Origin of the sequence: Sphingomonas sp. (genome assembly GCF_017745215.1) — a bacterium.
GTDB lineage: Bacteria > Pseudomonadota > Alphaproteobacteria > Sphingomonadales > Sphingomonadaceae > Sphingomonas.
The window spans coordinates 106,068-131,884 of record NZ_JAGHZV010000009.1 but is presented as its reverse complement, the minus strand read 5'-3'; the positions used below and the strand labels follow the sequence as shown (position 1 = coordinate 131,884).

The following is a 25,817-nucleotide window of genomic DNA, read 5'->3' as shown; positions in this document are numbered from 1 at the left end:
GCGAGAGCCGCCGCGCCAGCCATTGCCGCGCCGCGCACACCCACCCCGTCATCCCGGCGAAAGCCGGGACCCAGGGTTGCGGAGGGCATCGCTCGTGGCCCTGGGTCCCGGCTTTCGCCGGGATGACGGGGTGGGTGTGCGCGGCGCGGCAATGGCTGGCGCGGCGGCTCTCGCTGTCCTGGCCACCCCCGCCGCCGCGCAGGAGCGCAGCCGCGGGCACATCACGCCCTATATCGAGGCCGGCCAGGTGGTGACCGCCGACCTGGGCGACGGCGGCGACGTGCTGACCTATTCGACGCTCGCGCTGGGCGTGGACGCCTCGATCCACACGCGCCGCGTCGAGGTCCAGCTCGACTATCGCTACGAGCGGCGCTTCGACTATCAGAACCATGTCGACGACGGCGACATCCACGCCGGCCTCGCCACGGTCCGCGCGCGCGTGACGCCCGGCCTCACGATGGAAGCCGGCGGCATCGCGACCCGCGTCCGCTCGGACATCCGCGGCGCGGCGGGCACCGGCGCGGGCAACGTCCGCAACATGAGCCAGGTCTATTCGGGCTATGTCGGCCCCAACCTTTCGGAGCACGTCGGCCCGATCGCGGTCAACGCGGCCTATCGCTTCGGCTATACCCGCGCCGAGAACGCGACCGGCGGCACCGGCCTGCCCGCGGGCACCCAGCCGCTCAACAGCTACGACGATTCGAAGGTGCACGTCGCCACCGCGAGCATCGGCACCAAGTCGGGCACGCTGCTGCCCGTCGGCGTCACCGTCTCGGGCAGCTACACGCGCGAGGACGCCGGCCAGCTCGACCAGCGCTTCGAAGGCAAATACGGCCGCGGCGACCTGGTCCTCCCCATTGCCCGCGGGGTCGCGATCGAGGGCGGCGCCGGTTACGAGAGCATCAGGATCAGCGCGCGCGATCCGCTGCTCGACGGCACCGGCAAGCCGGTGGTCGACTCCGCCGGCCGCCAGCAGGTCGATCCCAATTCCGGCCGCCGCCTGGCCTATGACTTCGACGGGCTGTTCTGGGACGCGGGCGTCGTCTGGCGCCCGAGCCCGCGCACCTTCCTCGAGGCGCGCGTCGGCAAGCGCTACGGCTCGATGAGCTACACCGGCTCGTTCAGCTACAAGATGGGGCCGGAGAGCGGCATCCAGATCGGCGTCTATGATTCGGTCGACAGCTTCGGCCGCCAGCTCGGTGGCACGCTGGCCTCGCTGCCCGGCGGCTTCGTGACCGGTTCGGGCTATGACCCGTTCGGCAGCAGCTACAGCGGCTGCGTGTTCGGCACCTCGGGCGGATCGGCGGGGACGTGCATGAACAATGCGCTCGCCTCGCTCACCACCGACAACTACCGTGCGCGCGGCGTCACCGCGGTGCTGGTGATGAGCCGTGGGCCCAACCACATCGGCTTCGGCGCGGGCTACGCGCGGCGCAACTATCTCGCGCCCGACGTGCCGGGCAACACCGGGCTCCAGCTGAACGGCAGCTCGGACGAGCTGTTCTACGGCCAGTTCTTCGCCAGCCACGACTTCGACCGCAACGCCTCGATCGGCTTCGACGCCTATGCGAGCTATTCGAAGACGACGCTGGCCGGCACCGACCCGGTCTTCGCCTGGGGCGGCAATTCGATCTTCACGCGGCGCTTCGGGCATCTGAGCGCGAGCGCGGCGGTGGGCATCTATGGCTATAACGGCCAGGGCGACAACAGTGACACGGTGGCGCAGGGGCAAGTCAGCCTGCGCTATGGCTTCTAGCGGTCGGGGCGCATCATGTACGACGACCATTACGGATTGAGCGGCCGGCCCTTCCAGCTGACCCCCGATCCCACCTTCTGGTTCGACACCGCCACGCACCGCAAGGCGATGGCGTATCTCGGCTATGGCCTCAGCCAGGGCGAAGGCTTCGTCGCGATCACCGGCGAGCCGGGGACGGGCAAGACCACCCTGATGGGGCATCTGCTCGGCGAGATCGATCGCGAGCGGATGAACGTCATCACGATCGTCTCGACCCAGCTTCGGCCCGACGACCTGCTGCGCACGGTGTGCGCGGGGCTGGGCTTCGACGGCGAGCCGCTCTCCAAGGCCGAGATGCTGCGGGAGATCGAGCGCGGGCTCCACGGCGTGGCGCGCACCGGCAAGCGCACGCTGCTGATCGTCGACGAAGCGCAGGCGCTGCCGATCGAGACGCTCGAGGAGCTGCGACTGCTCTCGAACTTCCAGGCGGGCGGCTATGCGCTGCTCCAGATCTTCCTGCTCGGCCAGCCAGAGTTCCGGCTGAAGCTGCAGGATGCGCGGCTCGACCAGTTGCGCCAGCGCGTGATTGCGATGCACCATCTCGAGCCCATGGATGCGGACGAAGTCGAGCCTTACCTGATCCATCGCCTGTCGTGCGTCGGCTGGCGCGGCAAGCCGCGCTTCACCAACGATGCGATCGCCGCGATGTACCGCTGGTCGCACGGCATCCCGCGGCGGCTGAACCAGCTCGCGAGCCGGGTGCTCCTCTACGGTGCGATCGAGCGGGTCGAGAGCTTCGGCGCGCAGGACCTCGCGGCGGTGATCGCCGACCTCGACCGCGATACGCCCGAGGAAGTGGCGTTCCGCCAGCCCGCGCCCCAGCCGCGCCCGGCGGCGGCGCCGGAGCCCTATGAGCTCAGCGACGTCGTGCCGATGGCGATGGGCTCGCCGACGCCGTCCTCGCGGCCGCAGCCGGTCGAAGTGCCCGAGGATGCGAACGCCGCGCTGGTCAAGCGGATCGGCGAGCTCGAGGAGCATCTCCGCCACCAGGACGAGGCGCTGCGCCGCGTGCTCACGCTGCTGGTCGACTGGGTGGAGAACGACGGCGCCAAGCCGAACCTCTCCGCCGTGCGCGGCAACGCGGCCTGAGGCGGCGGATGGTCGTCAACGCGCTCTCGGTGGATGTCGAGGACTGGTTCCAGGTCGGCGCGTTCGAGACCGTGATCGCGCGCGACAGCTGGGATTCGCTCGAGCATCGCGTCGAGGCGAACACGACCCGTGTGCTCGAGATCTTCGCCGCACGCGAGGCGAAGGCGACCTTCTTCACGCTCGGATGGGTGGCCGAGCGCTACCCCGCGCTGATGCGCCGCATCGCCGAGGCCGGCCATGAGCTCGCGAGCCACGGCTGGGACCATGCCCGCGTCTTCACGCTCGAGCCCGAAGCGTTCCGCGCCGACCTCGCCCGCGCGCGCGCCGCGATCGAGCAGGCGAGCGGCCAGCGCGTCACCGGCTATCGCGCGCCGAGCTTCTCGATCGATGCGCGCACGCCCTGGGCGCACACCATCCTCGCCGAGGAAGGCTATCGCTATTCGTCGAGCATCGCGCCGCTGCGGCACGACCACTACGGCTTCCCCGAAGCGCCTCGCGGCGCCTATCGCCCGATCGCCGGCGCGTCGCTGATCGAGCTGCCGGTGACGGTGGCCAAGGTGCTCGGCCGCGAAGTGACGGCGGGTGGGGGCTTCTTCCGGCTGCTGCCGGGGAGCGTGATCGGCAAGGCCGTGCGCATGGCCAATCGCGAGGGCCGGCCGGCGGTCTTCTATTTCCACCCCTGGGAAGTCGACCCCGGCCAGCCGCGCGTCGCCGAGGCGCCGCTCAAGTCGAAGCTGCGCCATTACAGCCGGCTGGGCGCAATGGCGGGCAAGCTCGACACGCTGATCGCCGGCCACGCCTGGGGCCGCACCGACCAGGTCGCCGCGCGCGAGGCCGAGCGGCTCGAGCGCGAGCTGGAGGCGGCGGCAGCATGAACGCGCCGCTGCTCCACGCCCCGCTCGCGCTGCGCCTCGCCGATCTGGGCGACACGATCGAGCGCGCGCGGATCGGCGCGTTCGTCCACGATCATCCCGAGGGTACGCCCTTCCATCTGCCGGGCTGGAGCGTCGCGGTCGCGCGCGGCTGCCGGCAGAAGGCGCACTACCTCGTCGCCGAGCGTGCCAATGGCGAGCTGGCGGGCGTGATGCCGCTCACCGAGATCCATTCGCCGCTGTTCGGGCGCGTGCTCGTTTCGGCGGGGTTCGGCGTGGGCGGGGGCATCCTCGCGGCGACGCCTGCCGCGATCGCGCCGCTCGCAGAAGCGGCGTGGGAATTGGCCAAGCGGCTCAACTGCCCGACGATGGAAGTGCGCGGCGGGCCGCGGCCTGGCCCGGAATGGGACGCAGACGAGACGACCTACCTCGGCTTCGTCCGCGATCTCGCAGCCGACGACGAGGCCGAACTGCTCGCCATCCCGCGCAAGCAGCGCGCCGAGGTACGCCGCTCGCTCGGCAATGACCTAGAGGTTTCAATCGGTTGTAACGCTTCCGACGCAGCGGCGCATTATTCGGTCTATGCCGAGTCGGTGCGCAACCTCGGTACGCCGGTGTTCCCGCGGACGCTGTTCACCGAGGTCCTGCGCGAATTTGGCAATTCGGCTGACGTGCTTATAGTCCGTCACCGTGGAGCGCCTGTGTCGAGCGTATTGAGTCTGTACTGGAAAGGCACCGTCTATCCGTATTGGGGCGGCGGTACCGCCGCTGCGCGAGCGTTGCGCGCCAACGACCGCCTCTATTTCGCGCTGATGGGCCATGCCCGCACCCGCAGCTGCACGCGCTTCGATTTCGGCCGGTCCAAGACCGGCACCGGGCCTGCGGCGTTCAAGAGGAACTGGGGGTTCGAGCCGCGTCCGCTCACCTATTGGGATCGCGCTGCCGAGGGTCATGCCCCGCGCGACGCCAATCCGCTGAATCCGAAATACCGCCTGCAAGTGGCGGTCTGGCAGAAGTTGCCGCTGTGGCTCGCGAACCAGATGGGTCCGCTGATCGCGCGGGGGCTCGGCTGATGGGCGACATCCTGTTCCTCGCGCACCGCATCCCCTATCCACCCGACCGGGGGGACAAGATCCGCGGCTTCCACATCCTCAAATATCTCTCGACGAAGAAGCGCGTCCACCTGATCGCCTTCGCCGACGACCCCGCCGACCTCAAGCGCAAGGGCGCGCTGGCGCGCTTCACCGGCAACCGCTCGGTGATCTGGCGCTCGAAGGGCAATTTCGCCGCCGGGCTCCAGGCGCTCGCCTCGCACCGGCCGCTGTCGCTCACCGCGTTCGACAGCGCCCCGCTGCGCGACGCGGTGGAGAACATCCTCGCGCGGCACGCGATCGACACGATCTACGTCTATTCGAGCCAGATGGCGCAGTACCTGCCGCCGCGGCCGCGCCAGCGCGTGATCATGGACTTCGTCGACATGGATTCGGCCAAGTTCGCTGCCTATGCCAAGGCGTCCAAGGGCCCCCGGGCCTGGATGTTCGCGCGCGAGGCGCGGATGCTCGGCCAATATGAGAAGTCGGTGGCGGCGCGCGCCGACGCGAGCATCTTCGTGAGCGAAGCCGAGGCCGCGCTGTTCCGCGAGCGCACCGGCGCCGAGCGCGTCGTGGTGGTCGAGAACGGCATCGACACCGATGTGTTCGACCCCGCGGCCACTTTCAAGCGCGTCGATTCGACCGGACGGCTGCTCGTCTTCACCGGGCAGATGGACTATCGCCCGAATATCGAGGCAGTGACCTGGTTCGTCGAGACGATCCTGCCGCACATCCGCATCGTCCACCCCGACGTCCGCTTCGCGATCGTCGGCCGCAGCCCGACCGACGCGGTGAAGGCGCTCGCGCGCCAGCCCGGCGTGATGGTGACCGGCGAAGTCGCCGACGTGCGCGGCTGGCTGGCGGCGGCTTCGGTGGTGGTCGCGCCGCTCAAGCTCGCGCGCGGGATCCAGAACAAGGTGCTGGAAGGCATGGCGATGGCGCGGCCCGTGGTCGCTTCCGCCGCCGCGGCGCAGGGGATCGACCATGCCGGCACGGTCCGGGTCGGCGCGACCGTCGGCGAGATCGCCGAGGCCGTGACGCAGCTGCTCTCCGATCCGCGCAAGGCCGCCGAGCTGGGCGAGAGCGCGCGCAAGCGCGTGCAGGAGCGCTACAGCTGGGACGCGCGGCTCGCGGCGCTCGATCCGCTGCTCGAACGCCGGCCGAGGCCGAAGCGGACCGACTGATGACTGCGATGCTCCCCCGCGGAGCCTTCGCCGAGGCGCGGCCGTTCGACCTTCGCTGGCGGCGGCATGCGGCGATGCTCGGGGGCGTCTGGGCGGCGCTGCTCGCGCTGTTCCACCGCGACACCGCCGACCTTGCGACGATCTACTGGACCAACACCACCTTCGGGCATTGCCTGTTCATCGCGCCGGTGATCGGCTGGCTGGTGTGGCAGCGCCGCGCGGGGCTGGCGGAGGTTGCGCCGCAGGGCTGGTGGCCCGGGCTGTCGATCGTGGCGGCAGGGGGCTTCGTCTGGCTGCTCGGCGACGCGGCGGGGGTGGCGCTGCTCCGGCATGTCGGGCTGGTGGCGATGCTGCAGGGGGGGGCGGTGAGCGTGCTCGGGCCCAATGTGGCGCGCGCGCTGCTGTTCCCGCTCGCCTATATGGGCTTCCTCGTGCCCTTCGGCGACGTCTTCGAGGCGCCGCTCCAGGACCTGACCGTCGCGATGATCATGCCGCTGCTCCACCTGAGCGGCGTGCCGGCGAGCGTCGACGGCGTGCTGATCACCACCTCGAACGGCTATTTCGAAGTCGCCGAGGCGTGCTCGGGCGCGAAGTTCCTGATCGCGATGATCGCCTATGGCGTGCTGGTCGCGAACGTCTGCTTCGTCTCGTGGCGGCGGCGAGCGGTGTTCATGGTCGTGGCGCTGGTGGTGCCGGTGATCGCGAACGGGTTGCGCGCCTATGGCACGATCTATGCCGCCTGGTGGACCTCGGTGGAGACGGCGACGGGGCTCGACCATATCGTCTACGGCTGGGTGTTCTTCGGGCTGGTGATGGCGGCGGTGCTCGCGATCGGCTGGCGCTGGTTCGATCGCGATCCCGATGCGGCGTGGTTCGATCCGGCGAAGCTCCAGGCGGTGCCGCGCGCGCGCGTCGATGCGCCGGTCGCCTCGCTGCTCGTACTGGCGGTCGCGAGCCTGTTCCTCGGCTGGAGCAGCGCGATCGCGGCCCGGGCTGGAACGCTGCCGGCGGACGTGCGGCTGCCCGAGGTGCCGGGCTGGACGCGGACCGCTCTGGGTTCGGATGCGCCCTGGGTGCCGAACTATCCGGGCGCGGATCGCTTCGCGATGGCGCGCTATGTCGATGCGAGGGGCCGCACGGTCGATGTGGCGGTGGCGCTCTATGCGAGCCAGCAGGAGGGCAAGGAGCTCGTCGGCTATGGCATCGGCGCGATCCGGCCCAACGACCGCTGGGTGCGGATCGAGGACCTGCCGCCCGTCGATGGCGGTGCGGCGCTGCGCATGACCGGGCCGGGCGATGTCGAGCGCACCACCGTCACCTGGTACCGCGTCGGCGGCGTGGTGACGGCGAGCGAGGAGCGCGTGAAGCTCGAGACGCTGAAGGCCCGGCTGCTGGGCGGCGACCAGCGCGCGGCGGCGGTGCTGGTGTCCGGGGTGAAGGGCGAGGGCGACGCCGGGGCGACGGTGCGCGAGTTCCTGCGAGCAGCAGGGCAGGATCTTATTGCGAGTAGCTCTCAGTAATATTGCGAACGGTTTGCAACTAACCCCTAAACCGTCATCCCGGCGAGAGCCGGGACCCAGGGCAAGCAGGACGTCGCTCGCGACCCTGGGTACAGGCTTTCGCCGGGATGACGGTTTGCTATTCGGGAAGGGTTGGGCCTTTAAGCCGCCGGCCGCGCCTCGACGAAGCGGCTCAGCTTCGCGTTCAGCGTTTCCATCGTGAACGGCTTCATCAGATAGCTCGTCGCGCCAGCGCTCTTGGCGTTGATGATCTCGCCATAGTCGTTCTCGGCGGTGATCATCAGGAAGGGCAGGCCGCGCGTCTTGGGGTTGGCGCGGACCGCAATGAGCAGTTCGAAGCCGCTCATCGGCGCCATCCGCCAGTCCGAGATCAGAAGGCTGTAATGCCGCCGGTCGAGCAGATCGAGCGCCTCGGCGCCGTCGCAAGCCTCGTCGACCTGCCAGATGCCGAAGCCGTGGATCATGCTGGTCACGATCCGGCGCGTAGTGCGCGAATCGTCGACGACGAGCATGCGGGCAGTGCGAACATCGAGCATGGCGAGAACCTCCAGCGCACGATCAACCATGCCCGTGTCCCGCGTGCCATTCAGAGTTTTTGCGATCAGCAGTTGTGCGGGGGCGTCCGGTAGCCGCCGGTAACCATTGCCGCGCCCAATGAGATTTTGCATCGCCCGCGGGGGTCCGCTAAGGGCGCGCCGTTCCCTGATTTCGCATTCGGAGAGACCCTCGTGAAGGATGTCCTGGTTATCGGCGCGGGCGGCGTTTCCTCGGTTGCCGTGCACAAGATGGGGAAGAACCCCGAGCTGTTCGGCAAGGTCACGCTCGCCAGCCGGCGCAAGTTCAAGTGCGACGCGATCGCCGCCTCGGTGAAGGCGCGATTCGGCACCGAGATCGCCACCGCCGAAGTCGATGCCGACGACGTCGACGCGACGGCGCGGCTGATCGACCAGGTGAAGCCCAAGGTCGTCGTCAACCTTGCGCTGCCCTACCAGGACCTGCCGATCATGGACGCCTGCCTCAAGGCCGGCGCCGACTATCTCGACACCGCCAACTACGAGCCGCGCGACGAGGCGCGCTTCCAGTACAGCTGGCAGTGGGAGTATCACGACCGCTTCAAGGACTCCGGGCTGATGGCGCTGCTCGGCTCGGGCTTCGATCCGGGCGTCACCTCGGTGTTCGCGGGCTATATCAAGAAGCACCTGCTCGACACGATCGAGACGCTCGACATCCTCGATTGCAACGGCGGCGACCACGGCCAGCATTTCGCGACCAACTTCAATCCCGAGATCAACATCCGCGAGATCACTGCGCCCGCGCGGCACTGGGAGAATGGGGAATGGGTCGAGACGCCGGCGCTGAGCACGCGCCAGGTGTTCCAGTTCGACCAGGTCGGCACCAAGAACATGTACCTCATGTACCATGAGGAGCTCGAGAGCCTCGCGAAGTTCTTCCCCGAGATCCGCCGCGCGCGCTTCTGGATGACCTTCGGCGACCAGTATCTGACGCACCTGCGCGTGCTCCAGAACGTCGGCCTAACCTCGATCGAGCCGGTGATGTTCGAGGGCCGCGAGATCATCCCGCTGCAGTTCCTCAAGGCGGTGCTGCCCGAACCCTCGACGCTGGGCACCACGACCAAGGGCAAGACCAACATCGGCGACATCGCCACCGGCACCAAGGACGGCGCCGAGAAGACGGTCTATGTCTACAACGTCTGCGACCATGAGGACGCCTTCGCGGAGACCGGCAACCAGGCAGTGAGCTACACCACCGGCGTGCCGGCGATGATCGGTACCGCGCTGATGCTCGACGGCCGCTGGGCGGGGAAGGGCGTGTTCAACATCGAGCAGTTCGATCCCGATCCGTTCATGGACATGCTCAACCAGCATGGCCTGCCCTGGCAGGTCCACACTCTGGAAGAGCCGCTGAAGTTTTGATCGGCGCCGCCGCTTCTCGCGTCATCCCGGCGAAAGCCGGGACCCAGGGCTGCGGAGGACGTCGCTTGTGACTCCTGGGTCCCGGCTTTCGCCGGGATGACGGGGTAGTGGTCGACGGCGAGGAACAGATGACCACCGATACCCGCGCCACGGCGCCTTCGATGACCACCAGGGCCGGCGACCCCGGCGCCTTCGCGCGCTTCGACCTGTCGCGCGTGCCGTCGCCCTGTTTCGTGGTCGACAAGGCCGCGGTCGAGCGCAACCTCCGGACGCTGGCCGAGGTCCGCGACCGCGCGGGCGTGAAGATCCTCCTCGCGCTCAAGGCCTTTTCGATGTGGTCGCTCGGCGACCTCGTCGGCGTGTATCTCGACGGCGTCGCGACGTCGGGCCTGTGGGAAGCGCAGCTCGCCGGCGCGCACTACAAGGGCGAGATCGCGACCTATTGCTCGGGCTACAAGGCCGCCGACATGGCCGAGGTCTGCCGGCTGTCGGACCATGTGATCCTCAACACGCCCTTCCAGGCGGCGCGGCTCAGGGGCGAGATCGAAGCGGCGCGGGCGCGCGGCGAGCGCTTCCACCTCGGCTTGCGGCTCAACCCGATGCACAGCGAAGGCGAGGTCCCGAAGTACGACCCCGCCCAGCCGCATTCGCGGCTCGGCTTCCCCGCCGACCAGCTCCGCCCCGAGCACCTCGAAGGGATCGACGGGCTCCACGTCCATTCGCTGTGCGAGCAGGACTTCCCGCCGCTGCGCCGCACCTGGGAAGCGCTCAAGCCCCGGATCGCGCCGTACTTCGGCCAGCTGAAGTGGCTGAACTTCGGCGGCGGCCACCACATCACGCGCGCCGACTATCAGCGCGACGACCTCATCGCCTTCCTGCGAACGGTTCGCGAGGAGACGGGGCTGGAAGTCTATCTCGAGCCCGGCGAAGCGATCGCGCTCGATACCGGCATCCTCGTCGGCGAGTTCGTCGATGTGTTCGACAACGGCATGCCGATCGGCGTGGTCGACATCTCGGCGACCTGCCACATGCCCGATGTGATCGAGGCGCCCTATCGCCCGGCGATGCTCGGCGAGGGCGGGGAGACGGTGGTGCGGCTCGGCGGCCCTTCGTGCCTGGCGGGCGACATCATCGGCGACTATCGCTTCGCCGCGCGCCCCGAGCCCGGCCAGCGCTTCGCCTTCCTCGACCAGGCGCATTATTCGATGGTCAAGACCACGACCTTCAACGGCGTGCCGCTGCCCGCGATCGCGCTGTGGGACAGCCGCGACGACAGCCTCGAGGTGATCCGCGAATTCGGTTGGGAGACGTTTCGCGACCGGCTATCCTGACCGCGGCATCGAGCGGCAGGGGTGGGCATGGCGGCTGAACAATGCGGGACGAGCGTCGCCGAGACGACGCTCTGCTTCTTCGGGCTCCATGACGGGATTCACAGCTACAAGGACCTGGTGGGGCTCGCAGCGCTCACGGTGATCCTGCTCACCTTCGCGTTCAACCTGATCCGCACCGCGAACGCCTTCCTGCTCGTCAAGCGGATGAACCCGGGCGCGAGCCGCGGATCGGCGCTGGCCGCACTGCTGACGCTGGTCGAGATCGTGCTGCGGCATCCGCTCGCCTTCTTCTCGCCGGCGTGGAACATCTTCGTGCGGATGCGGATGCGCGTCGAGCATGAGGTCTTCGATCCGCGGCCCGAATGGGAATGGCCGGTTGCGGGGACCGACAGCCGCAGCACGCCGGGCTATTGGCGCGAGTTCGGCCGCTTCCTCGCCGAGCGTGGGCGCTGGCATGTCCGGATGATGCGGATCGGCCGGCTCCAGAGCATCCGGGTCGAGACCGCGGGGGACCTCAACGGGAAGCTCGGCGAGATCCAGCGCTATTTCGAGACGATCCGGTCGTTGCGCTTCGCCGACCGCGACGAGCTGAGCTTCCTGTGCGCGCTCGAGATCGAGCAGGGGTTCGTGGCGCCGCTCCACCTGCTCACCGGCCTGCTCGCCCAGTACAATGAGAAATGGGACGGGATCATCGAGGAGTTCCAGCGCCAGACCAGCCGCTGGGGCGACATTCCGCTGATCGAGGCGGACGACGGCACCGGCCGGATGACGGCGCAGGATTTCCGCCAGATCCAGTCGTTCATCTACCATTGCTGGCTGCTCTGGGGCCCGAGCGTGCCGATCTGCCTGCCCAAATGCGGCAATTGGGCGGGCAGCTACCTCTCGATCCAATATGGCTATGGCGACGAGAACAACTCGATCGAGCTGGTCGGCGACCGCAAGATGCTGGTCGATGCCGTCAACGGGATGGTGAGCAGCTATTTCCCCGATCTCGGCGGCATGGCCTTTCCCGCCTCGGTCACCGGCGTGCTCCAGTACAGCACGATGGTGCGGCGCAATCCCTCGCTGATCCCGCCGCTGATCGATGCGTCCTGGGGCGGCGAGCAGGATGCCCGGCCGGTGCTTTTCCTGTCCGAGCAGCAGGAAGGCGACGCGCTGACCGGCAGCCGCAAGGTGGGCAGCGCGACCGTGGGCGCGATCCAGCCCGAGATGCGCGGCCGTCGCCGCGAGGGCGCGTCGCGCTATTATTCGGCCTATCTGTGGGCGATGTTCGTGGTGCTGCGCAACGACGGCACCGAGCGGCCGCTGCCGATCGACGCCGATCCGGGCGCGAACCCGATGGAAGCGACCTCGCCCTGGCAGACGACGATCCCATTCTTCGAACACGGCAACATCGCCGACGGCGAATCGTGCGAGTTCGCCAAGCAGGTGCTCGCCGACAAGGTGCTGAGCGCGATCGTGCAGTTCACGGCCAATTGGAAGGACCTCGAGGGATTCCCGCTGCGCTTCGCCTATGCCTCGGCGATCGACGATTCAAACTGCGGCGCGGAGCCGCTCTTCCCCCATCTGCGCGGCGGGACGACGATCCGCGAGCTGATCGAGAAGCGGCTGAAGGATGCGCCGCCGGGCGGCATGCTCGGCAAGCTGCGGCGGGCGCGGATCATCCGCTTCGACTATTACAAGAAGCAGGCGCACCAGCATCCGCACAGCGCGTGCTCGCTGCCCTTCCACATCGCCGACTATTACGCGGCGTTCGGCGACGAGGCGGCGGACCAGAGCGAGAGCGCGCCGCGCAGGCTCGACGGTGTCGAATCGAGCAGGTCCGAAGCGGAGTCTCGGCTGGTCAGCGCCGAGAGCAGCGAAGAGGGATCGATCAGGGAGATCGAGCCGCCCGAGTGACAGGCCGCGTCGAGCGCGCCGAGCAGGCGGCTGGCGGTGGGGTCCGCGTCGAGCGGGGCGCCCTTGAGCACCGAGATGCCGAAGAACATCCTCAGATGCGCGGCGACGACGCAGGCGGGCAGGCTCTCGCCGCTCGCGCCCAGCACGGCATAGACCAGCCCGTCGTCGGGCTGCTGGCCGGGCGAGAGCGGCGGCTGGATATAGTCGATGTCGACGATCCGCGCGCCCATCCTCGCCCAGATCCGCAGCCGGTCGAGCTGGTCGAGCCCGGTGAACTCGGAGTCGCGGGCATAGGCCTCGGCGCTCATCGCGAAGGGATCGTTCTGCTCGATGAAGATCAGGGGCCGCGCCGGCGATTCGGCCATTTCGGCGATCGTCGCCGAGATCGTCTCGACCAGACGGCGCAGATGGCCGCGGCCGCGCGCCTCGGGCTCGACGTAGAGATAGTTGAGGTTGGCGCTCACCACCGGCTCGGCGCCGGGAAGCTCGAGGCGGAGCGCGATCAGGTTGGCGCCGCCGACCACCGCGCCGGTCTCGTCGCGCGCGATCAGGCAGAGCTCGCGGAAGCGGCCGTAGCGGCGCTCGAGCGCGCGATAGGCCTCGCCATGGTTGAGCGCGAGGCATTCGACCAGCCCGTCGCGGTCCTCCTTCTCGTCGGGCAGGACGAAGGCGCGGTCGTAGCCGGCGAAGAAGCGATCGAAGACCGGGCCTTCGCCGCTGTCGGTGATGTCGAGCGTGAGTTGAGTCATCGGTCCTTCCCGGCCCGCCGGCGTCTAGCCTGCGGGCCGGGAGAATCCAATGCCGTCAGCGCATCGCGCGGCGACGGACCTCGTCGAGGCGGACGACGTTGCTCGCCGGCAGCACGACCATGCCGTCGTAGAGCGTCGCCATCGGATCGTCGGTGACGATGGCGGTCTCCACGGCGTCGAAGCCGTTGAACGCGGTCCGCATCGCCGAGCCATAGGCGCCGAGCATGCCGATCTCGAGATAGTCGCCCTCGCGCACGTCGGCGGGCAGCAGGAACGGCCCGGCCATGTGATCGAGGTCGTCGCAGGTCGGCCCGTAGAAGCTGAACGCCTCGGTCTCCGCCTGCGAGTCCTTCTCGCGCAGCAGGTTGACCGGGAAGCGCCAGCCGATGTGCGCCGCATCGAACAACGCGCCATAGGCGCCGTCGTTGATGTACAGCTCGGTACCGCGGCGCCGCTCGACGCGCACGATCAGCGAGCTGTATTCGGCGCACAGCGCACGACCCGGCTCGGCCCAGAGTTCGGCCGAATAGGAGATCGGCAGGCTCTCGAACGCGCGGTGGATCGTCTCGAAGTAGCGCTCGAGCGCCGGTGGCTCCATGCCCGGATAGACCGACGGAAAGCCGCCGCCGACGTCGACGACGTCCACGGTCACCTTCGCCTCGACGATCGCGATGCGCACGCGCTCCATCGCCTGGGCATAGGCCTCGGGCGACATCGCCTGGCTGCCCACGTGGAAACAGACGCCGAGCGTGTCGGCCGCCTGGCGGGCCGCGAACAGCAGCTGCTTCGTCTCGCCCGGGCCCACGCCGAACTTCGACGCCAGGCTGAGCTTCGACAGGTCGGAGGAGACGCGGATGCGCACGCAGAGCGTGAGATCCGTGGCGTAGCGAGTCGCGCGCAGGATCTTCGACAGCTCTTCGAGGCTATCGAGGCTGAACACGCGGACGCCGTGCTTGAAATAAGCCTCTTCGATCGCCTCCTCGGCCTTCACCGGGTGCATGAAGCAGAGCTTTGCCCCGGGCAGCGTCCGCGCGACCAGGCGCACCTCGGCGATCGAGGCGACGTCATAATGCGTGATTCCACTGTCCCACAGCACCCGAAGCAGATCGGGGGAGGGATTGGCCTTCACGGCATACATCGTGAGCCCCGGAAACTTCTCGACGAAGAACCGGGCGGCACGCGATGCGGCGTGCGGGCGAATGAGCGTGACCGGTTGAACCGGACGAAGGGTGGTCGCTAACCCCAGCGCGCTATGATGCTTGTGCAACTCAAGGGACCTCCAATTGCCTTTCGGCATACGGTGAAAAAAGCTGCCTTGCGGTTGGAAGTCCCATGGGGCAGCGGAGGGCGCACATAGGGTCGCCATGCCCGCGTGTAAAGTGATTATAGGACTGGGAATTGTGCGTAGGGGGTGACTCGTGACGATTGTGCGGCAACCGACCCGGGCGGGGGTAAGAGACGCTGCGGCGAAGATCGCAGCGATCTTGCCGCAAACCCCTCTTTTGACAGCGGAAATCCGCGGAATTCAGGTGGCCTTCAAGGCCGAATCCTTGCAGCCGATCGGCTCGTTCAAGGTGCGCGGCGCCTGGCATCGGCTTACGGCGCTGGAGGATGCCGCGCGCGAGAAGGGGGTCGTCGCCTTCTCCTCGGGCAACCATGCGCAGGGAGTCGCCTGGGCGGCGAAGCGACTCGGCATCCCGGCGGTGATCGTGATGCCCTCGGACGCGCCGCGGGTGAAGCGCGACGCGACGCTGGCGCTGGGCGCCGAGGTCGTCTCCTACGACCGCGCGACCGAGAATCGCGAGAAGATCGCCGCGCACCTCGCGCATGCCCGGGGCGCCACGCTGGTGCCGAGCTTCGACGATGCCTGGGTGATCGAGGGGCAGGGGAGCGTCGGCATCGAATCGATGACGCAGATGGTCGAGATGAAGCTCCCCGATCCCGAGCGCGTGATCGTGCCCTGCGGCGGGGGCGGGCTCTCGGCAGGGCTCGCGCTGGCGCTGCCCGAGTCGGAGATCGTCACGGTCGAGCCCGAGGGCTGGGACGACATGCGCCGCAGCCTCGATTCGGGCTGGATCGAGAGCGTGGCCGACGACGCGCCGCCGACCGCCTGCGACGCGCTGCAGACGCGGCAGGTGTCGCCGCTGACCTTCGACGTGCTGTCGCGGCGCGGGACGCTGGGCGTGGCAGTGAGCGAGGCCGAGGTGCGCGAGGCGCAGCGCTGGGCGGCGCGCGCGCTCAAGCTGGTGCTCGAGCCCGGCGGCGCGGTGGCGCTCGCCGCGGTGCTGGCGCGGCGCGTGGAGCCCAGGCCGGGCACGCTGGTGATCCTCTCGGGCGGCAATGCCGATCCCGAGGCCTATGCCGCGGTACTCGCGGGCAGCGACTGATGGGCGGAATCGCGCCTGCCACGCTCGCGTCGCTGGTGATGCTCGCGGTGATTGCGCTTGCCGCGGGCGGCGTCGCCACGATCCGCCGGGGCGACCGGACCAAGGGCGTGCTGATGATCGTGTGCGCGCTGGTGATCCTGGGCAATCTGGCGATCTGGCTGGCCTGAGAAAGACCGGCACTCTCAGCCGTCATCCCAGCGAAAGCCGGGACCCCGGGGTGGGACCCCGGGGTTGCGGAGGACGTCGCTTGTGACTCCTGGGTCCCGGCTTTCGCCGGGATGACGAGTTAAGCAGAATGGGGAGGCCCGAGACAATTGGTTACACTTGTTCGTTCGACCCTCCCGGCTGCGCGGCCTAGATTGGCGGGGCCTTTCCGAGGAGGTCCCGATGCGTCCCGCCCTGCTGCTCCTGCCGCTCCTGCTCGCGATGCCGGTCGCGGGCGCGCTTCTCGAGCCCTTGACCGCGGCGACGGTGCAGCCCGGGGTAGCGCATGAATATGCCTATGGCGCCGACCCGCTCCAGCAGCTCGACTTCTACCCCGCCAAGGGACGAGCCGGCCCGGCGCCGCTGATCGTCTTCATCCACGGCGGTGGCTGGAAGCGCGGCGACAAGGACAATGCGACCGGCGCGTCCAAGATCGAGCATTTCACCGGCAAGGGCTATGCCTTCGTCTCGGTCGACTATCGGCTGGTGCCCGGCGCCAGGGTGGAGGACCAGGCGGCGGACGTGGCGAGCGCGCTCGCCTGGGTGGTCGGCCAGGCCAGGCAGCTCGGGATCGACCCCGCCCGGATCGTGCTGATGGGGCACAGCGCGGGCGCGCATCTGGCCGCGCTCGTCTCGACCGATCCGCAATGGCTGCGCGCCGCCGGGCTGGGGTTCGACGCGATTAGGGGCACGGTGCTGCTCGACGGTGCCGCCTATGACGTGCCCGCCCAGCTGAGCGACGGCCCGCGAGTGATGCAGGGCACCTACCGACAGGCGTTCGGCGGCGACCCGGCGCGGCAGAAGGCGCTCTCGCCCTATTGGCAGGCCGCCGCGCCCAATGTCGGCGCCTTCCTGGTGCTCCACGTCGACCGCGAGGACGGCACGCGCCAGTCCGAGGCGCTTGCCGCGGCGCTGCGCAAGGCGGGCTCGCGGGTGGAGCTCGACGCGCTCGAGGGGCGCGGGCTGATGGGCCATATGGCGATCAACCGCCAGCTGGGCGAAACGAGCTACCCCGGCACCGCGATCGTCGATCGCTGGGTGGACGCGCTGCTACGTTAGGCTGAATTTGCATTCAGCCCCTGACGCCGCTCCCTGCCAGGGAGGGGCAGGAGGGGGCTTGCCGCCCTAAGGCTGCCCGCCGGCGACGATCGGGGTCTCGCCGAAATCCCCCGCCAGCCAGCCGTGATAGCCCATGGCCATGCCGTCGCCCCCGGCGAGGTTGATCTGAACGCGAGTCCTGTCGGCTTCGCGATCGACGAGGTCGACGGCCATTCGCAGGGCCGCGCGATAGCGATCGTTCTGCAAGGGCGCCGGGAAGCCGTCGATGACTTCCATCAGCCCGAAGACCGCATCGTCGATCGCCTTCTCGGCCGCAGCGCGTGCCACCGGGTCGAGCGCAGGATCGATCCTGCCGCGGGCATAGCCGCGAACATCCTCGAGCAGGATGAAGCCGGCGGCATGCTGCAGCCAGAGCTCCAACGCGCGTTCGGTTTCGGGCGGAGACGCCAGGACGGAGTCTCCGCTCGCCATCACCGGATCGGCGAGTTCGGATCGAGCCGCATGTCGAGATACTTGTCCACGCTGCCCATCAGCTGGCCCATCTCATGCTCGAAGAAATGGTTCGCGCCAGGGATGGTGTCGTGATGAATGGTGATGTGCTTCTGGGTGCGAAGCTTGTCGACGAGCTTCTGCGTCGCGCTCGGCGTCACCACTTCGTCCGCCTCGCCCTGGATGATGATGCCCGATGAAGGGCAGGGCGCGAGGAAGGTGAAGTCGTACATGTTCGCCGGCGGCGCGATCGAGATGAAGCCGCGGATCTCCGGGCGGCGCATCAGCAGCTGCATGCCGATCCACGCGCCGAAGCTCACGCCCGCGATCCAGGTGGTCGAGGCCTCGGGGTGGAAGCTCTGCACCCAGTCGAGCGCGCTCGCGGCGTCGCTCAGTTCGCCGATGCCGTTGTCGAACGTGCCCTGGCTCTTGCCGACGCCGCGGAAGTTGAAGCGAAGCGTCGCGAAGCCGCGGCGCTGGAAGGTCTTGTAGAGTTCCTGGACGATGCGGTTGTTCATCGTGCCGCCCGCGGTGGGGTGCGGATGGAGGATCATCGCGACCGGCGCGCGCGGGCGCGGCGCAGGGGAGAAACGGCCTTCGAGGCGGCCTTCGGGACCGGGGAAAATGACTTCGGGCAAGGTTCGGACCTGTAATTCTGGGCGCGCCCATGGAGCGCAATGCGTTGGGGGCTATATAGGCAGCCGACCCTCTTACGCAATTGGAACGAGCCTTGGCCGCCCGCATCTACCTGGATCACGCCGCGACCACACCGATGCGCCCCGAAGCGATCGCCGCCGTGAAGGAGGGAATGCGCCGCTGGGCCAACCCTTCCTCGCCGCATGCCGAGGGACGCGGGGCGCGCGCGGCGCTGGAGGAGGCGCGGGCGCGGATCAAGGCTGCCCTGGATTGGGACGGCGAGCTGATCTTCACCTCGGGCGCGAGCGAAGCGCTGGCGATCGGGCTGGGGCGAGCGAAGGCCGGCCGGCGGATCGTCTCGGCGGTGGAGCATGACGCGGTGTTCCGCGCCGCGCCGGGCGCGGAGGTGCTGCCGGTCGACCGCAGCGGCAATTTCGACGGCGATTGGTTGAGCGAGGCGCTGGCGTCGGGCGAGCGGCCGGTGGTGGCGATCCAGAGCGTCAATTCGGAGACCGGCCAGGCTCAGGACCTGATGACCGCGGCGGCGATCGTGCGCGAGGCCGGCGGCGTGCTGCTCAGCGACTGTGCGCAATCGACGGGGAAATATCCGCTGCCGCGGGCCGACATGGTCGTCGTCTCGGCGCACAAGCTCGGCGGGCCGCCGGGGATCGGGGCACTGCTGCTTCGCGACTTCGGGCTGCTGGAGCCCTTGGGCGGGCAGGAATATGGCTATCGCGCGGGGACCGAGAACCTGCCCGCGGCGCTGGGCTTCGCCGCGGCGGTCGAGGCGCCGTGGCCCGCGGTCAACCTCGAGACCGAGCTTGGCGCCGCAGTGCAGCGGCTGCACCGCGCGATCGGGCCGGCGGGCGGCACGCCGGTGATGGGCTATGGAACCTTGAGCGCCTGGATCAAGGCGATCGCCATGCCCGGGATGAGCGCGGCGGCGCAGCTGATGCGCTTCGACATGGCGAGCTTCGCGGTCTCGGCGGGGAGCGCCTGCTCCTCGGGCACGCTCAAGCCCAGCCGCGTGCTCGCTTCGTTCGGGGTCGACCCCGAGGTGGCGGCGCGGACGATCCGCGTGAGCTTCGGCTGGAACACCACCGCCGACGAGATTGACGCCTTCCGAAATGCCTGGCTCGAAATTGCCGCAGCTGCGAAGAAGGTCGCATGACCTATCTCGACTATCAGGCGACCACGCCGCTCGCGCCCGAGGCGTTTGAGGCGATGCTGCCGTGGCTGAAGGACAATTTCGCCAATCCGCATTCGGCGCATGCCCCAGGCCGCGCGGCCAGGGCGGCGGTGGAGGCGGCGCGCGAGGAGGTGGCGGGGCTGCTGCCGCCGGGCGGCGGCGTGAGCTTCACCGGCGGGGCGACTGAAGCGCTCAACTGGGCGATCCAGGGCACTTCCGGGGGGATCGTCACCATCGCGACCGAGCATGCCGCGGTGCTCGACACGGTCGAGGCCGAAGCGCGCAAAGGGCGGCAGGTGACGGTGCTGCCGGTCGACCGCGAGGGGTTCGCCGATTTCGCCGCGGCGCGCGAGGCGATCAGGCCGGGGGTCGGGCTGGTCGCGGCGATGCTCGTCAACAACGAGATCGGCGTGAAGCAGCCAATCGGGCAGCTCGCCGGCCTCGCGCATGCCGCAGGCGCGCTGATGCTGTGCGACGCGGTCCAGGGTTATGGCCGCGAGCTGATTCCCGACGAATGCGACCTGGTCGCGATCTCGGCGCACAAGGTCCACGGTCCCAAGGGCGTCGGCGCGCTGTGGATCCGGAGCGGCGTGGCGATCGAGCCGCTGCTCCACGGCGGCGGGCAGGAGCCTGGCCGCTCGGGCACGCTCTCGCCTGCGCTCTGCGCGGGGTTCGGCGCGGCCGCGAGGATCGCCAAGCAGCGTTTCGGCGCCGATCATGCGCACGCCGGCCAACTGTTCCGCGAGGCGTTCGCGCGGATGGGCAATGCGGGCTGGCTGCTCAACGGCTCGGCGGGCGAGCGCTACCACGGCAACCTCAACCTGCGGCGCGAAGGGCTCGACGCGGCTCGCCTGATCTCCGAGCTGCGCGACATCGCCTTTTCGGCGGGCTCGGCCTGCGCGAGCGGTTCGGGGCGCCCCAGCCATGTGCTCCGCGCGATCGGGCTGAGCGACGCCGAGGCGCGGTCGAGCATCCGCCTCGGCTTCGGCCGCTACACGACCGAGGAGGAACTGATGGCCGCGCTCGAGCGGATCGACACCGCGGCGCGCGCGCAGCGGGTGGCGGCATGATCCGCGTCCGCTTCCAGAGCGCCGACGGCGAGCGCGTCCGCGAGGTCGAGGCGGCGGAAGGCCTGCCGCTGCTCGAAGTCGCCCAGGCCGACGGCCAGCCGCTCGAGGGCACGTGCGAAGGCCAGATGGCCTGCTCGACCTGCCACGTGCTGGTCGCGCCCGAGGACTTCGCCAGGCTCCCGCGCGCGAGCGAGGAGGAAGAGGACATGCTCGACCTCGCCGCCGGCGCGACGCGCTACAGCCGACTGGCGTGCCAGATCCTGCTGACGGCCGAGCTGGACGGGCTGACGGTGAGGATGCCGGCCGAGCATCGGGATATGCAGGGGCGTTGAGCTCGTGGATGCGGACCATTATTTGTTGGATGGATTGGACACCCCTCAGCCGTCATCCCGGCGAAAGCCGGGACCCAGGGTTACGGAGGACATCGCTCGCTGCCCTGGGTCCCGGCTTTCGCCGGGATGACGGCTGAGGGGGATGAAGCCCACGCCCCCATTTGGGCACGCTCCATCCGCGCTGACTCCGGCGACATCAGCGCTTCCACACGCTAGAACCGGCCCAAGCACGATCCGGGGGGAGCCAGGTGCCGCAGCTGTTGCTCGACAATCTCGACACGCTCGCCGCCGTCGTCACGGCGGTGCTCACTGCGGTCGCGCTGTTCGCGAGCTGGCGGAGCTGGCGCAAGGCCGAGCTGCGGCGCGACGAAGTCCAGCGCTGGGCCGACGAATCGATCGCCGCGCTCCAGAGCGTCTGGCTGATCACCGGCAGCACGCGGATGAAGCTCACACCCGACGAAGAGCGCGTCCGCCTCGTCCAGCTGATCTTCGACACCTCGGTGCTCGTCGAGCGCGGGCGGTTGTTCTTCCGCAATGCCCGCTCGGGCCATGGCAGCGGCAAGCAGCGCGCTTATCGCGGCAAGCGTCCCGAGATCCTCGACCAGCTCGTCCTCGCGCACCAGATCGCCTGCGCCTGGCCGGAGGCGCCACCGGAGACGCGCGCGAAGCTCGGCATCCTCGCAGACGCGGTGGCGCGGCGCTTCGTCACGCTCGTCCAGGCCGAGATCGGCCGGGTGCGCACCGCGTCGCCCGATACGCGGCGGCGCGGCGACGGCATCGACCTCGACGGGCGGCTGCGCGAAATCGACGCCGGCTGACGCTCGTTACGGAACCAGCGCGCCGCTCCGACGCTTGTTGCCGGCAGGGTCCCAACCCCAACCAGGAGAGAGAATCGATGCGAATCCTCGCCATCGCGGCGGTCGCCGCGCTCACGCTTCCCGTCATGCCGATCGCCACCGCGGCGCCGGCCGCAGCCGCCGAGCCGCAAGTCCGCGTGGTCGTCGGCGACCAGCACCGTCGCCACCACCACCGCCGCGCCTATTGGCGGAACGAATGCCGCACCAAGTGGGTGCACCACCACCGCGAGCGCATCTGCCACCGCGTCCGTGCATGGCGCTGACGTAGGCGCTTGGGGGAATCCGCGTGGCTTGCGCAGCCGCGCGGCTTCCCCCATATGCGCCGCGGGAGTCGGGCGGACGTAGCCGTCGCCAACCTGGTCAGGTCCGGAAGGAAGCAGCCACAACGATTTCGTTGCGGGTCGTTCCGGCTCCCACCTTCCTGCTTCGACAAAGCCGCTTGCGCTCCCTAGATTGGCGGCGATGTCCGATTCCCTGCTTGGCCTCGACGAACCCCCGCAGCCGCACCGGCCCCCCAATGATTCTGGGGCCTATCGCGTGCTCGCGCGAAAATATCGCCCGCAGACCTTCGCCGAGCTGATCGGCCAGGATGCGATGGTGACGACGCTGGGCAATGCGATCCGGCGCGACCGGCTCGCGCATGCCTTCCTGCTCACCGGCGTCCGCGGCGTGGGCAAGACCACGACCGCGCGGCTTATCGCCAAGGCGCTCAACTGCATCGGGCCCGACGGCACCGGCGGGCCGACGATCGATCCCTGCGGCATCTGCGAGCCCTGCCGCGCGATCGCCGAGGGCCGGCATATCGACGTGATCGAGATGGACGCCGCCAGCCACACCGGCATCGACGACATCCGCGAGATCATCGAGGCATCGCGCTATTCGGCGGTGTCGGCGCGCTTCAAGATCTACATCATCGACGAAGTCCACATGCTGTCCAAGGCCGCGTTCAACGGCCTGCTCAAGACGCTCGAGGAGCCGCCGGCGCATGTGAAGTTCCTGTTCGCGACCACCGAGGTGAACAAGGTGCCGGTCACCGTGCTCTCGCGCTGCCAGCGTTTCGACCTGCGCCGCATCCCCGCCGAGCTGCTCGCCCAGCATTTCGCGCGCGTCTGCGCGGCCGAGGGCGTCGAGGCCGAGACCGAGGCACTTGCGCTGATCGCCCGCGCCGCCGAGGGAAGCGCGCGCGATGGGCTCTCGATCCTCGACCAGGCGATCGCGCATGCCGGGATGGAAGGCGAGGGAGTCAAGGCCGAGTCCGTGCGCGCGATGCTCGGCCTGTCGGACCGCGGCGCGATCCGCGAGCTGTTCGGCAAGCTGCTCTCCGCCGACGCGCCGGGCGCGCTCGCGGGGCTGCGCGGGCAGTATGACCTCGGCGTCGATCCGCTCGCGGTGCTGCGCACGCTGCTCGAGACCGTCCATGGCGTGACGCTCACCAAGCTCGGCACCGAGCCGACCGCCGGCCAATCGGCCGAGGAGCGCGCCGCGCTCGAGGGCTGGGCGGGGTCGCTGAGCTTCCCGGCGCTGCACCGGCTGTGGCAACTGCTGCTCAAGGGGCATGAGGAAGTCGCGCGTGCGGCGCTGCCGATCGAGGCGGGCGAGATGGCGCTGCTGCGCATCGTCCATGCTTCGCAGCTCCCCGATCCGGGCGAGCTGGCGCGGCGGCTCGTCGACGGCACGCTGAGCGCGCCTGCGCCGGCCGCGGCGCCTTCGGCCCCAGCCGAGCCTTCCTTGCCGCGCGACCTCGCCGAGCTCGCCCGGCTGCTTGAGGCCAATCGCCGCTTCCAGCTCGCCGAGCAGGTGCGGATGTTCCTGCGGCCGATCCGCTTCGAGCCGCCCGAGGTCGAATATGCCGCGGCGCGGCCGCTGCCGCACGATTTCGTCCGCGAGCTGGCCGCGGCGCTCAAGGAGATCACCGGCAAGGGCTGGAAGCTCATCGCCGGATCGGATAGCGGCGGCAAGACGGTGCGCGAGGACGAGGCCGACCGCGCCAGTGCGGAGCGCGAGGCGGTGCTGCGCTCGCCCGTGGTCGCCGCGGCGATGGAAGCCTTTCCCGAGGCCGAGCTGATCGGCTGGACCCAGAACAGGAGCAATCAGGCGTGAAGAGCCTCGAAGAGATCATGGCCATGGCGCAAAACGTCCAGGCCGAGTTGCAGAAGGCGCAGGCGAACCTCGACACGGTCGAAGTCGAAGGCGTGTCGGGCGGCGGGCTGGTCAAGGTCCGCGCGACTGCCAAGGGCCGGATCCTGGGGCTCGACATCGACGATTCGCTGCTGAGCGCGAGCGAGAAACCGATGCTCGAGGACCTGCTGGTCGCTGCGTTCAACGATGCGCGGGGCAAGGCAGATGCGGCCTCGCAGGAAGCGATGGGCAAGATGACCGCGGGCATCCCGTTGCCGCCGGGGTTCAAGCTGCCGTTCTGAGGGCATCGTCCACCAATTCAGTCGTCGTCCCGGCGAACGCCGGGACCCCGGGGTCGCAAGGAAAGCCCTTCGTAACCCCGGGGTTCCGGCTTTCGCCGGGATGACGAATTCGGGAATATGGGAACGACCGTCTCCTTTCCTCCGTTGATGCCGCCGAGGCCAAAGGAGGAGGTTTCCATGGCAGACGAAGTTGTCACGAGCGGCGAGCCGCATACCACTGTCATCGAGCGTCGTGGCGGCGGCGGCGGAATCGGCATGTTGTTCATCGGGCTGATCCTGCTCGCCGCGCTGGTGCTGGGCGGGGTCTATCTGCTCAACCAGAACCGCAACGAAGCGATCAAGACCGACGCGATCAGCAGCGCTGCCAAGAGCGTGGAGAAGGGTGCCGACAAGGTCGGTAGGGCCGCCGAAAAGGCGGGCGATGCCGTGACGGGCGACGACAAGAAATAGGCTCGGTCGCCAATCTCCGATCCATTCGACCGTCATCCTGGCGAGAGTCGGGATGACGGCTGGGGAATGAAGGGTTCAACCCTGCCCCGCCATGCCCGGCAAATGCACCACGAACCGCGCGCCTTCGCCCTTGCGGCTCGACACTTCGATCCAGCCGCCCGATTCCTCGACGATGCTCTTGACGATCGCCAGCCCCAGCCCAGTGCCGCCGCCGCTGGGGTGCGTGGTGAAGAAAGGCTCGAAGATTCGTGCCTTCACCGCTTCGTCGATCCCCTCGCCGTCGTCCTCGACGCTGAGCATCACGTCGCCGCGCTCGAACGCGACGCGCACGGTGATCGCGCCCGGCCGGCTGCCGATCGCGCGCGCGGCGTTGGTCACGAGGTTGAGCACCACCTGATAGAGCTGGCTACGGCTCGCGAGCACCGGCGGCACCGGCTCCGTCTCGATGTGCAGCTTGATCGCGATCGGCAGCCCGGCGCCAAGCATCGGCAGCACGGCATCGACCAGTTCGTCGAGCTGGACCGGCTCGGGTGTCTGGGGCACATCGCGGCTGAACTCGACGATCTCCTTGACCAGCTCCTTGGCGCGCATCGCCGCCGAGCGGATCATCTCGAGCCCTTTCAGGCTCTGCTCGTCGTGCACCATCGTCTCGAGCCAGGGGACGATGTTGAACACCGGCTGGAGCGTGTTGTTGAGGTCGTGCGCGATGCCCGCCGAAAGCGCACCGAGCGTGTCGAAGCGCTGCGAATGGCGCAGCCGCACCATCAGCGCGTCGGCGCGACGCTGGGCCGAGGCCTCGCGCGCACGCACGACGCTGAAATCGATCGCGCGGCGGAGCTGGCCCCCGCCCATCTCGGCCTTGGCGATATAGGTCTGCGCGCCCGCGGCGATGCAGTCGAGCGCGAGCGCTTCATTGTCGGCGCCGGTCATCACCAGGATCGGCACGTCGGGGCGGTCGACGCGCAGGCGCTTGACGGACTCGACGCCTTCACCATCGGGCAAGTGGAGGTCAAGCAGCACCGCATCGAACTGGCCGCCGTGGAGCGCGGCACGCGCATCGGCGAGCCGAGGCACATGCGTGACCTGCATGCCGCTGCCCGCCGCGGCGAGGACGTCGGCGATCAGCTCGGCATCGCCGGGATTGTCCTCGACGAGGAGCAGCCGGCGGATGACTCCGGGCGGGATCAAGGCCGGGCCCCGGGCGGAGCGCCGGCGCGCCCGCGAACGAAATGGGTTGGTGAGAAGGGCGATGCTGGAGCG

At 69.1% G+C, this 25,817-nt stretch carries 25 protein-coding genes and 1 other RNA gene; 21 read left to right on the top strand and 5 right to left on the bottom strand.

Annotated elements, in window-relative coordinates:
• The first annotated feature begins 151 nt into the window (after positions 1-151).
• Genes J7495_RS11660 through xrtA form a run of 6 tightly spaced genes read left to right on the top strand, consistent with a single transcriptional unit; the run spans position 152 to position 7,551 of the window.
• Positions 152-1,756, top strand: coding sequence for a hypothetical protein (locus tag J7495_RS11660; protein WP_294056671.1), 1,605 nt, complete (start codon positions 152-154; stop codon positions 1,754-1,756).
• 15 nt (positions 1,757-1,771) lie between these two features.
• The gene (locus tag J7495_RS11655) at positions 1,772-2,884 is read left to right on the top strand and encodes an AAA family ATPase (RefSeq protein ID WP_294056670.1); all 1,113 of its coding nucleotides are present in this window, start codon (positions 1,772-1,774) and stop codon (positions 2,882-2,884) included.
• An 8-nt stretch (positions 2,885-2,892) separates the two neighbouring features.
• The gene (locus J7495_RS11650; protein WP_294056669.1) at positions 2,893-3,759 is read left to right on the top strand and encodes an XrtA system polysaccharide deacetylase; all 867 of its coding nucleotides are present in this window, start codon (positions 2,893-2,895) and stop codon (positions 3,757-3,759) included.
• Positions 3,756-4,829, top strand: a complete 1,074-nt coding sequence (locus J7495_RS11645) for a FemAB family XrtA/PEP-CTERM system-associated protein (protein ID WP_294056668.1) — start codon at positions 3,756-3,758, stop codon at positions 4,827-4,829. Before J7495_RS11650 ends, J7495_RS11645 begins: the two co-directional genes overlap by 4 nt.
• Positions 4,829-6,031 (top strand): TIGR03087 family PEP-CTERM/XrtA system glycosyltransferase, encoded by a 1,203-nt coding sequence (locus tag J7495_RS11640; RefSeq protein WP_294056667.1) that lies wholly within the window; start codon positions 4,829-4,831, stop codon positions 6,029-6,031. Before J7495_RS11645 ends, J7495_RS11640 begins: the two co-directional genes overlap by 1 nt.
• Entirely contained in the window at positions 6,031-7,551 is a 1,521-nt protein-coding gene (xrtA, locus tag J7495_RS11635) for an exosortase A (RefSeq protein WP_294056666.1), read from the top strand. Before J7495_RS11640 ends, xrtA begins: the two co-directional genes overlap by 1 nt.
• A 140-nt stretch (positions 7,552-7,691) precedes the next feature.
• On the opposite strand, the gene J7495_RS11630 is transcribed toward xrtA, so the two are convergent.
• Entirely contained in the window at positions 7,692-8,117 is a 426-nt protein-coding gene (locus tag J7495_RS11630; protein WP_294056665.1) for a response regulator, read from the bottom strand.
• Between the two features lie 162 nt (positions 8,118-8,279).
• Here J7495_RS11630 and J7495_RS11625 point away from each other — a divergent pair, with 162 nt between their 5' ends.
• From J7495_RS11625 to J7495_RS20225, 3 genes are all read left to right on the top strand, one after another.
• Positions 8,280-9,485, top strand: coding sequence for a saccharopine dehydrogenase family protein (locus tag J7495_RS11625; RefSeq protein WP_294056664.1), 1,206 nt, complete (start codon positions 8,280-8,282; stop codon positions 9,483-9,485).
• Between the two features lie 161 nt (positions 9,486-9,646).
• Complete coding sequence (locus J7495_RS11620; protein ID WP_294056676.1) at positions 9,647-10,816, top strand: carboxynorspermidine decarboxylase; 1,170 nt, start codon at positions 9,647-9,649, stop codon at positions 10,814-10,816.
• Positions 10,817-10,843: 27 nt separating this feature from the next.
• Positions 10,844-12,715 carry a hypothetical protein gene (locus J7495_RS20225; protein ID WP_366811063.1) on the top strand — a complete coding sequence of 624 codons (1,872 nt, stop codon included), beginning with the start codon at positions 10,844-10,846 and terminating at the stop codon, positions 12,713-12,715.
• Between the two features lie 804 nt (positions 12,716-13,519).
• On the opposite strand, the gene J7495_RS11610 is transcribed toward J7495_RS20225, so the two are convergent.
• Positions 13,520-14,731, bottom strand: a complete 1,212-nt coding sequence (locus J7495_RS11610; protein WP_294056662.1) for a type III PLP-dependent enzyme — start codon at positions 14,729-14,731, stop codon at positions 13,520-13,522.
• A 151-nt stretch (positions 14,732-14,882) separates the two neighbouring features.
• On the opposite strand from J7495_RS11610, the gene J7495_RS11605 reads away from it, so the two are divergent.
• From J7495_RS11605 to J7495_RS11595, 3 genes are all read left to right on the top strand, one after another.
• Positions 14,883-15,851 (top strand): pyridoxal-phosphate dependent enzyme, encoded by a 969-nt coding sequence (locus tag J7495_RS11605; protein ID WP_294056661.1) that lies wholly within the window; start codon positions 14,883-14,885, stop codon positions 15,849-15,851.
• Complete coding sequence (locus tag J7495_RS11600; protein WP_294056660.1) at positions 15,851-16,018, top strand: hypothetical protein; 168 nt, start codon at positions 15,851-15,853, stop codon at positions 16,016-16,018. Before J7495_RS11605 ends, J7495_RS11600 begins: the two co-directional genes overlap by 1 nt.
• A 220-nt stretch (positions 16,019-16,238) precedes the next feature.
• Positions 16,239-17,114: an alpha/beta hydrolase gene (locus J7495_RS11595; protein ID WP_294056659.1), complete on the top strand. Its 876-nt coding sequence runs from the start codon at positions 16,239-16,241 to the stop codon at positions 17,112-17,114.
• A 66-nt stretch (positions 17,115-17,180) separates the two neighbouring features.
• On the opposite strand, the gene J7495_RS11590 is transcribed toward J7495_RS11595, so the two are convergent.
• Complete coding sequence (locus tag J7495_RS11590) at positions 17,181-17,534, bottom strand: hypothetical protein (RefSeq protein WP_294056658.1); 354 nt, start codon at positions 17,532-17,534, stop codon at positions 17,181-17,183.
• A gap of 50 nt (positions 17,535-17,584) precedes the next feature.
• Positions 17,585-18,241: an alpha/beta hydrolase gene (locus tag J7495_RS11585; protein ID WP_294056657.1), complete on the bottom strand. Its 657-nt coding sequence runs from the start codon at positions 18,239-18,241 to the stop codon at positions 17,585-17,587.
• A gap of 92 nt (positions 18,242-18,333) precedes the next feature.
• Between J7495_RS11585 and J7495_RS11580 the strand changes: the two genes are divergently transcribed.
• The 9 genes from J7495_RS11580 to J7495_RS11540 all read left to right on the top strand — a co-directional run bounded on the left by J7495_RS11580 (position 18,334) and on the right by J7495_RS11540 (position 24,557).
• A complete protein-coding gene (locus tag J7495_RS11580; RefSeq protein ID WP_294056656.1) occupies positions 18,334-19,410 on the top strand; it encodes an aminotransferase class V-fold PLP-dependent enzyme in 1,077 nt (358 codons plus the stop codon).
• Positions 19,407-20,498 carry a cysteine desulfurase family protein gene (locus J7495_RS11575; protein ID WP_294056655.1) on the top strand — a complete coding sequence of 364 codons (1,092 nt, stop codon included), beginning with the start codon at positions 19,407-19,409 and terminating at the stop codon, positions 20,496-20,498. Before J7495_RS11580 ends, J7495_RS11575 begins: the two co-directional genes overlap by 4 nt.
• Positions 20,495-20,830 carry a 2Fe-2S iron-sulfur cluster-binding protein gene (locus J7495_RS11570; RefSeq protein WP_294056654.1) on the top strand — a complete coding sequence of 112 codons (336 nt, stop codon included), beginning with the start codon at positions 20,495-20,497 and terminating at the stop codon, positions 20,828-20,830. The genes J7495_RS11575 and J7495_RS11570 overlap by 4 nt, the downstream gene beginning before the upstream one ends.
• 248 nt (positions 20,831-21,078) lie before the next feature.
• Positions 21,079-21,648, top strand: a complete 570-nt coding sequence (locus J7495_RS11565; protein WP_294056653.1) for a hypothetical protein — start codon at positions 21,079-21,081, stop codon at positions 21,646-21,648.
• Between the two features lie 77 nt (positions 21,649-21,725).
• On the top strand, positions 21,726-21,950 hold the full coding sequence (locus J7495_RS11560) for a hypothetical protein (RefSeq protein ID WP_294056652.1): 225 nt from the start codon (positions 21,726-21,728) through the stop codon (positions 21,948-21,950).
• Between the two features lie 60 nt (positions 21,951-22,010).
• An RNA gene (ffs, locus tag J7495_RS11555) (signal recognition particle sRNA small type) lies at positions 22,011-22,108 on the top strand.
• 41 nt (positions 22,109-22,149) lie between these two features.
• Positions 22,150-23,787, top strand: a complete 1,638-nt coding sequence (locus J7495_RS11550; protein ID WP_294056651.1) for a DNA polymerase III subunit gamma/tau — start codon at positions 22,150-22,152, stop codon at positions 23,785-23,787.
• On the top strand, positions 23,784-24,107 hold the full coding sequence (locus J7495_RS11545) for a YbaB/EbfC family nucleoid-associated protein (protein ID WP_294056650.1): 324 nt from the start codon (positions 23,784-23,786) through the stop codon (positions 24,105-24,107). Before J7495_RS11550 ends, J7495_RS11545 begins: the two co-directional genes overlap by 4 nt.
• A gap of 177 nt (positions 24,108-24,284) precedes the next feature.
• The gene (locus J7495_RS11540) at positions 24,285-24,557 is read left to right on the top strand and encodes a hypothetical protein (RefSeq protein WP_294056649.1); all 273 of its coding nucleotides are present in this window, start codon (positions 24,285-24,287) and stop codon (positions 24,555-24,557) included.
• A gap of 75 nt (positions 24,558-24,632) precedes the next feature.
• Here J7495_RS11540 and J7495_RS11535 read toward each other — a convergent pair whose 3' ends face one another.
• Entirely contained in the window at positions 24,633-25,745 is a 1,113-nt protein-coding gene (locus J7495_RS11535) for an ATP-binding protein (RefSeq protein ID WP_294056648.1), read from the bottom strand.
• Between the last annotated feature and the right edge of the window lie 72 nt (positions 25,746-25,817).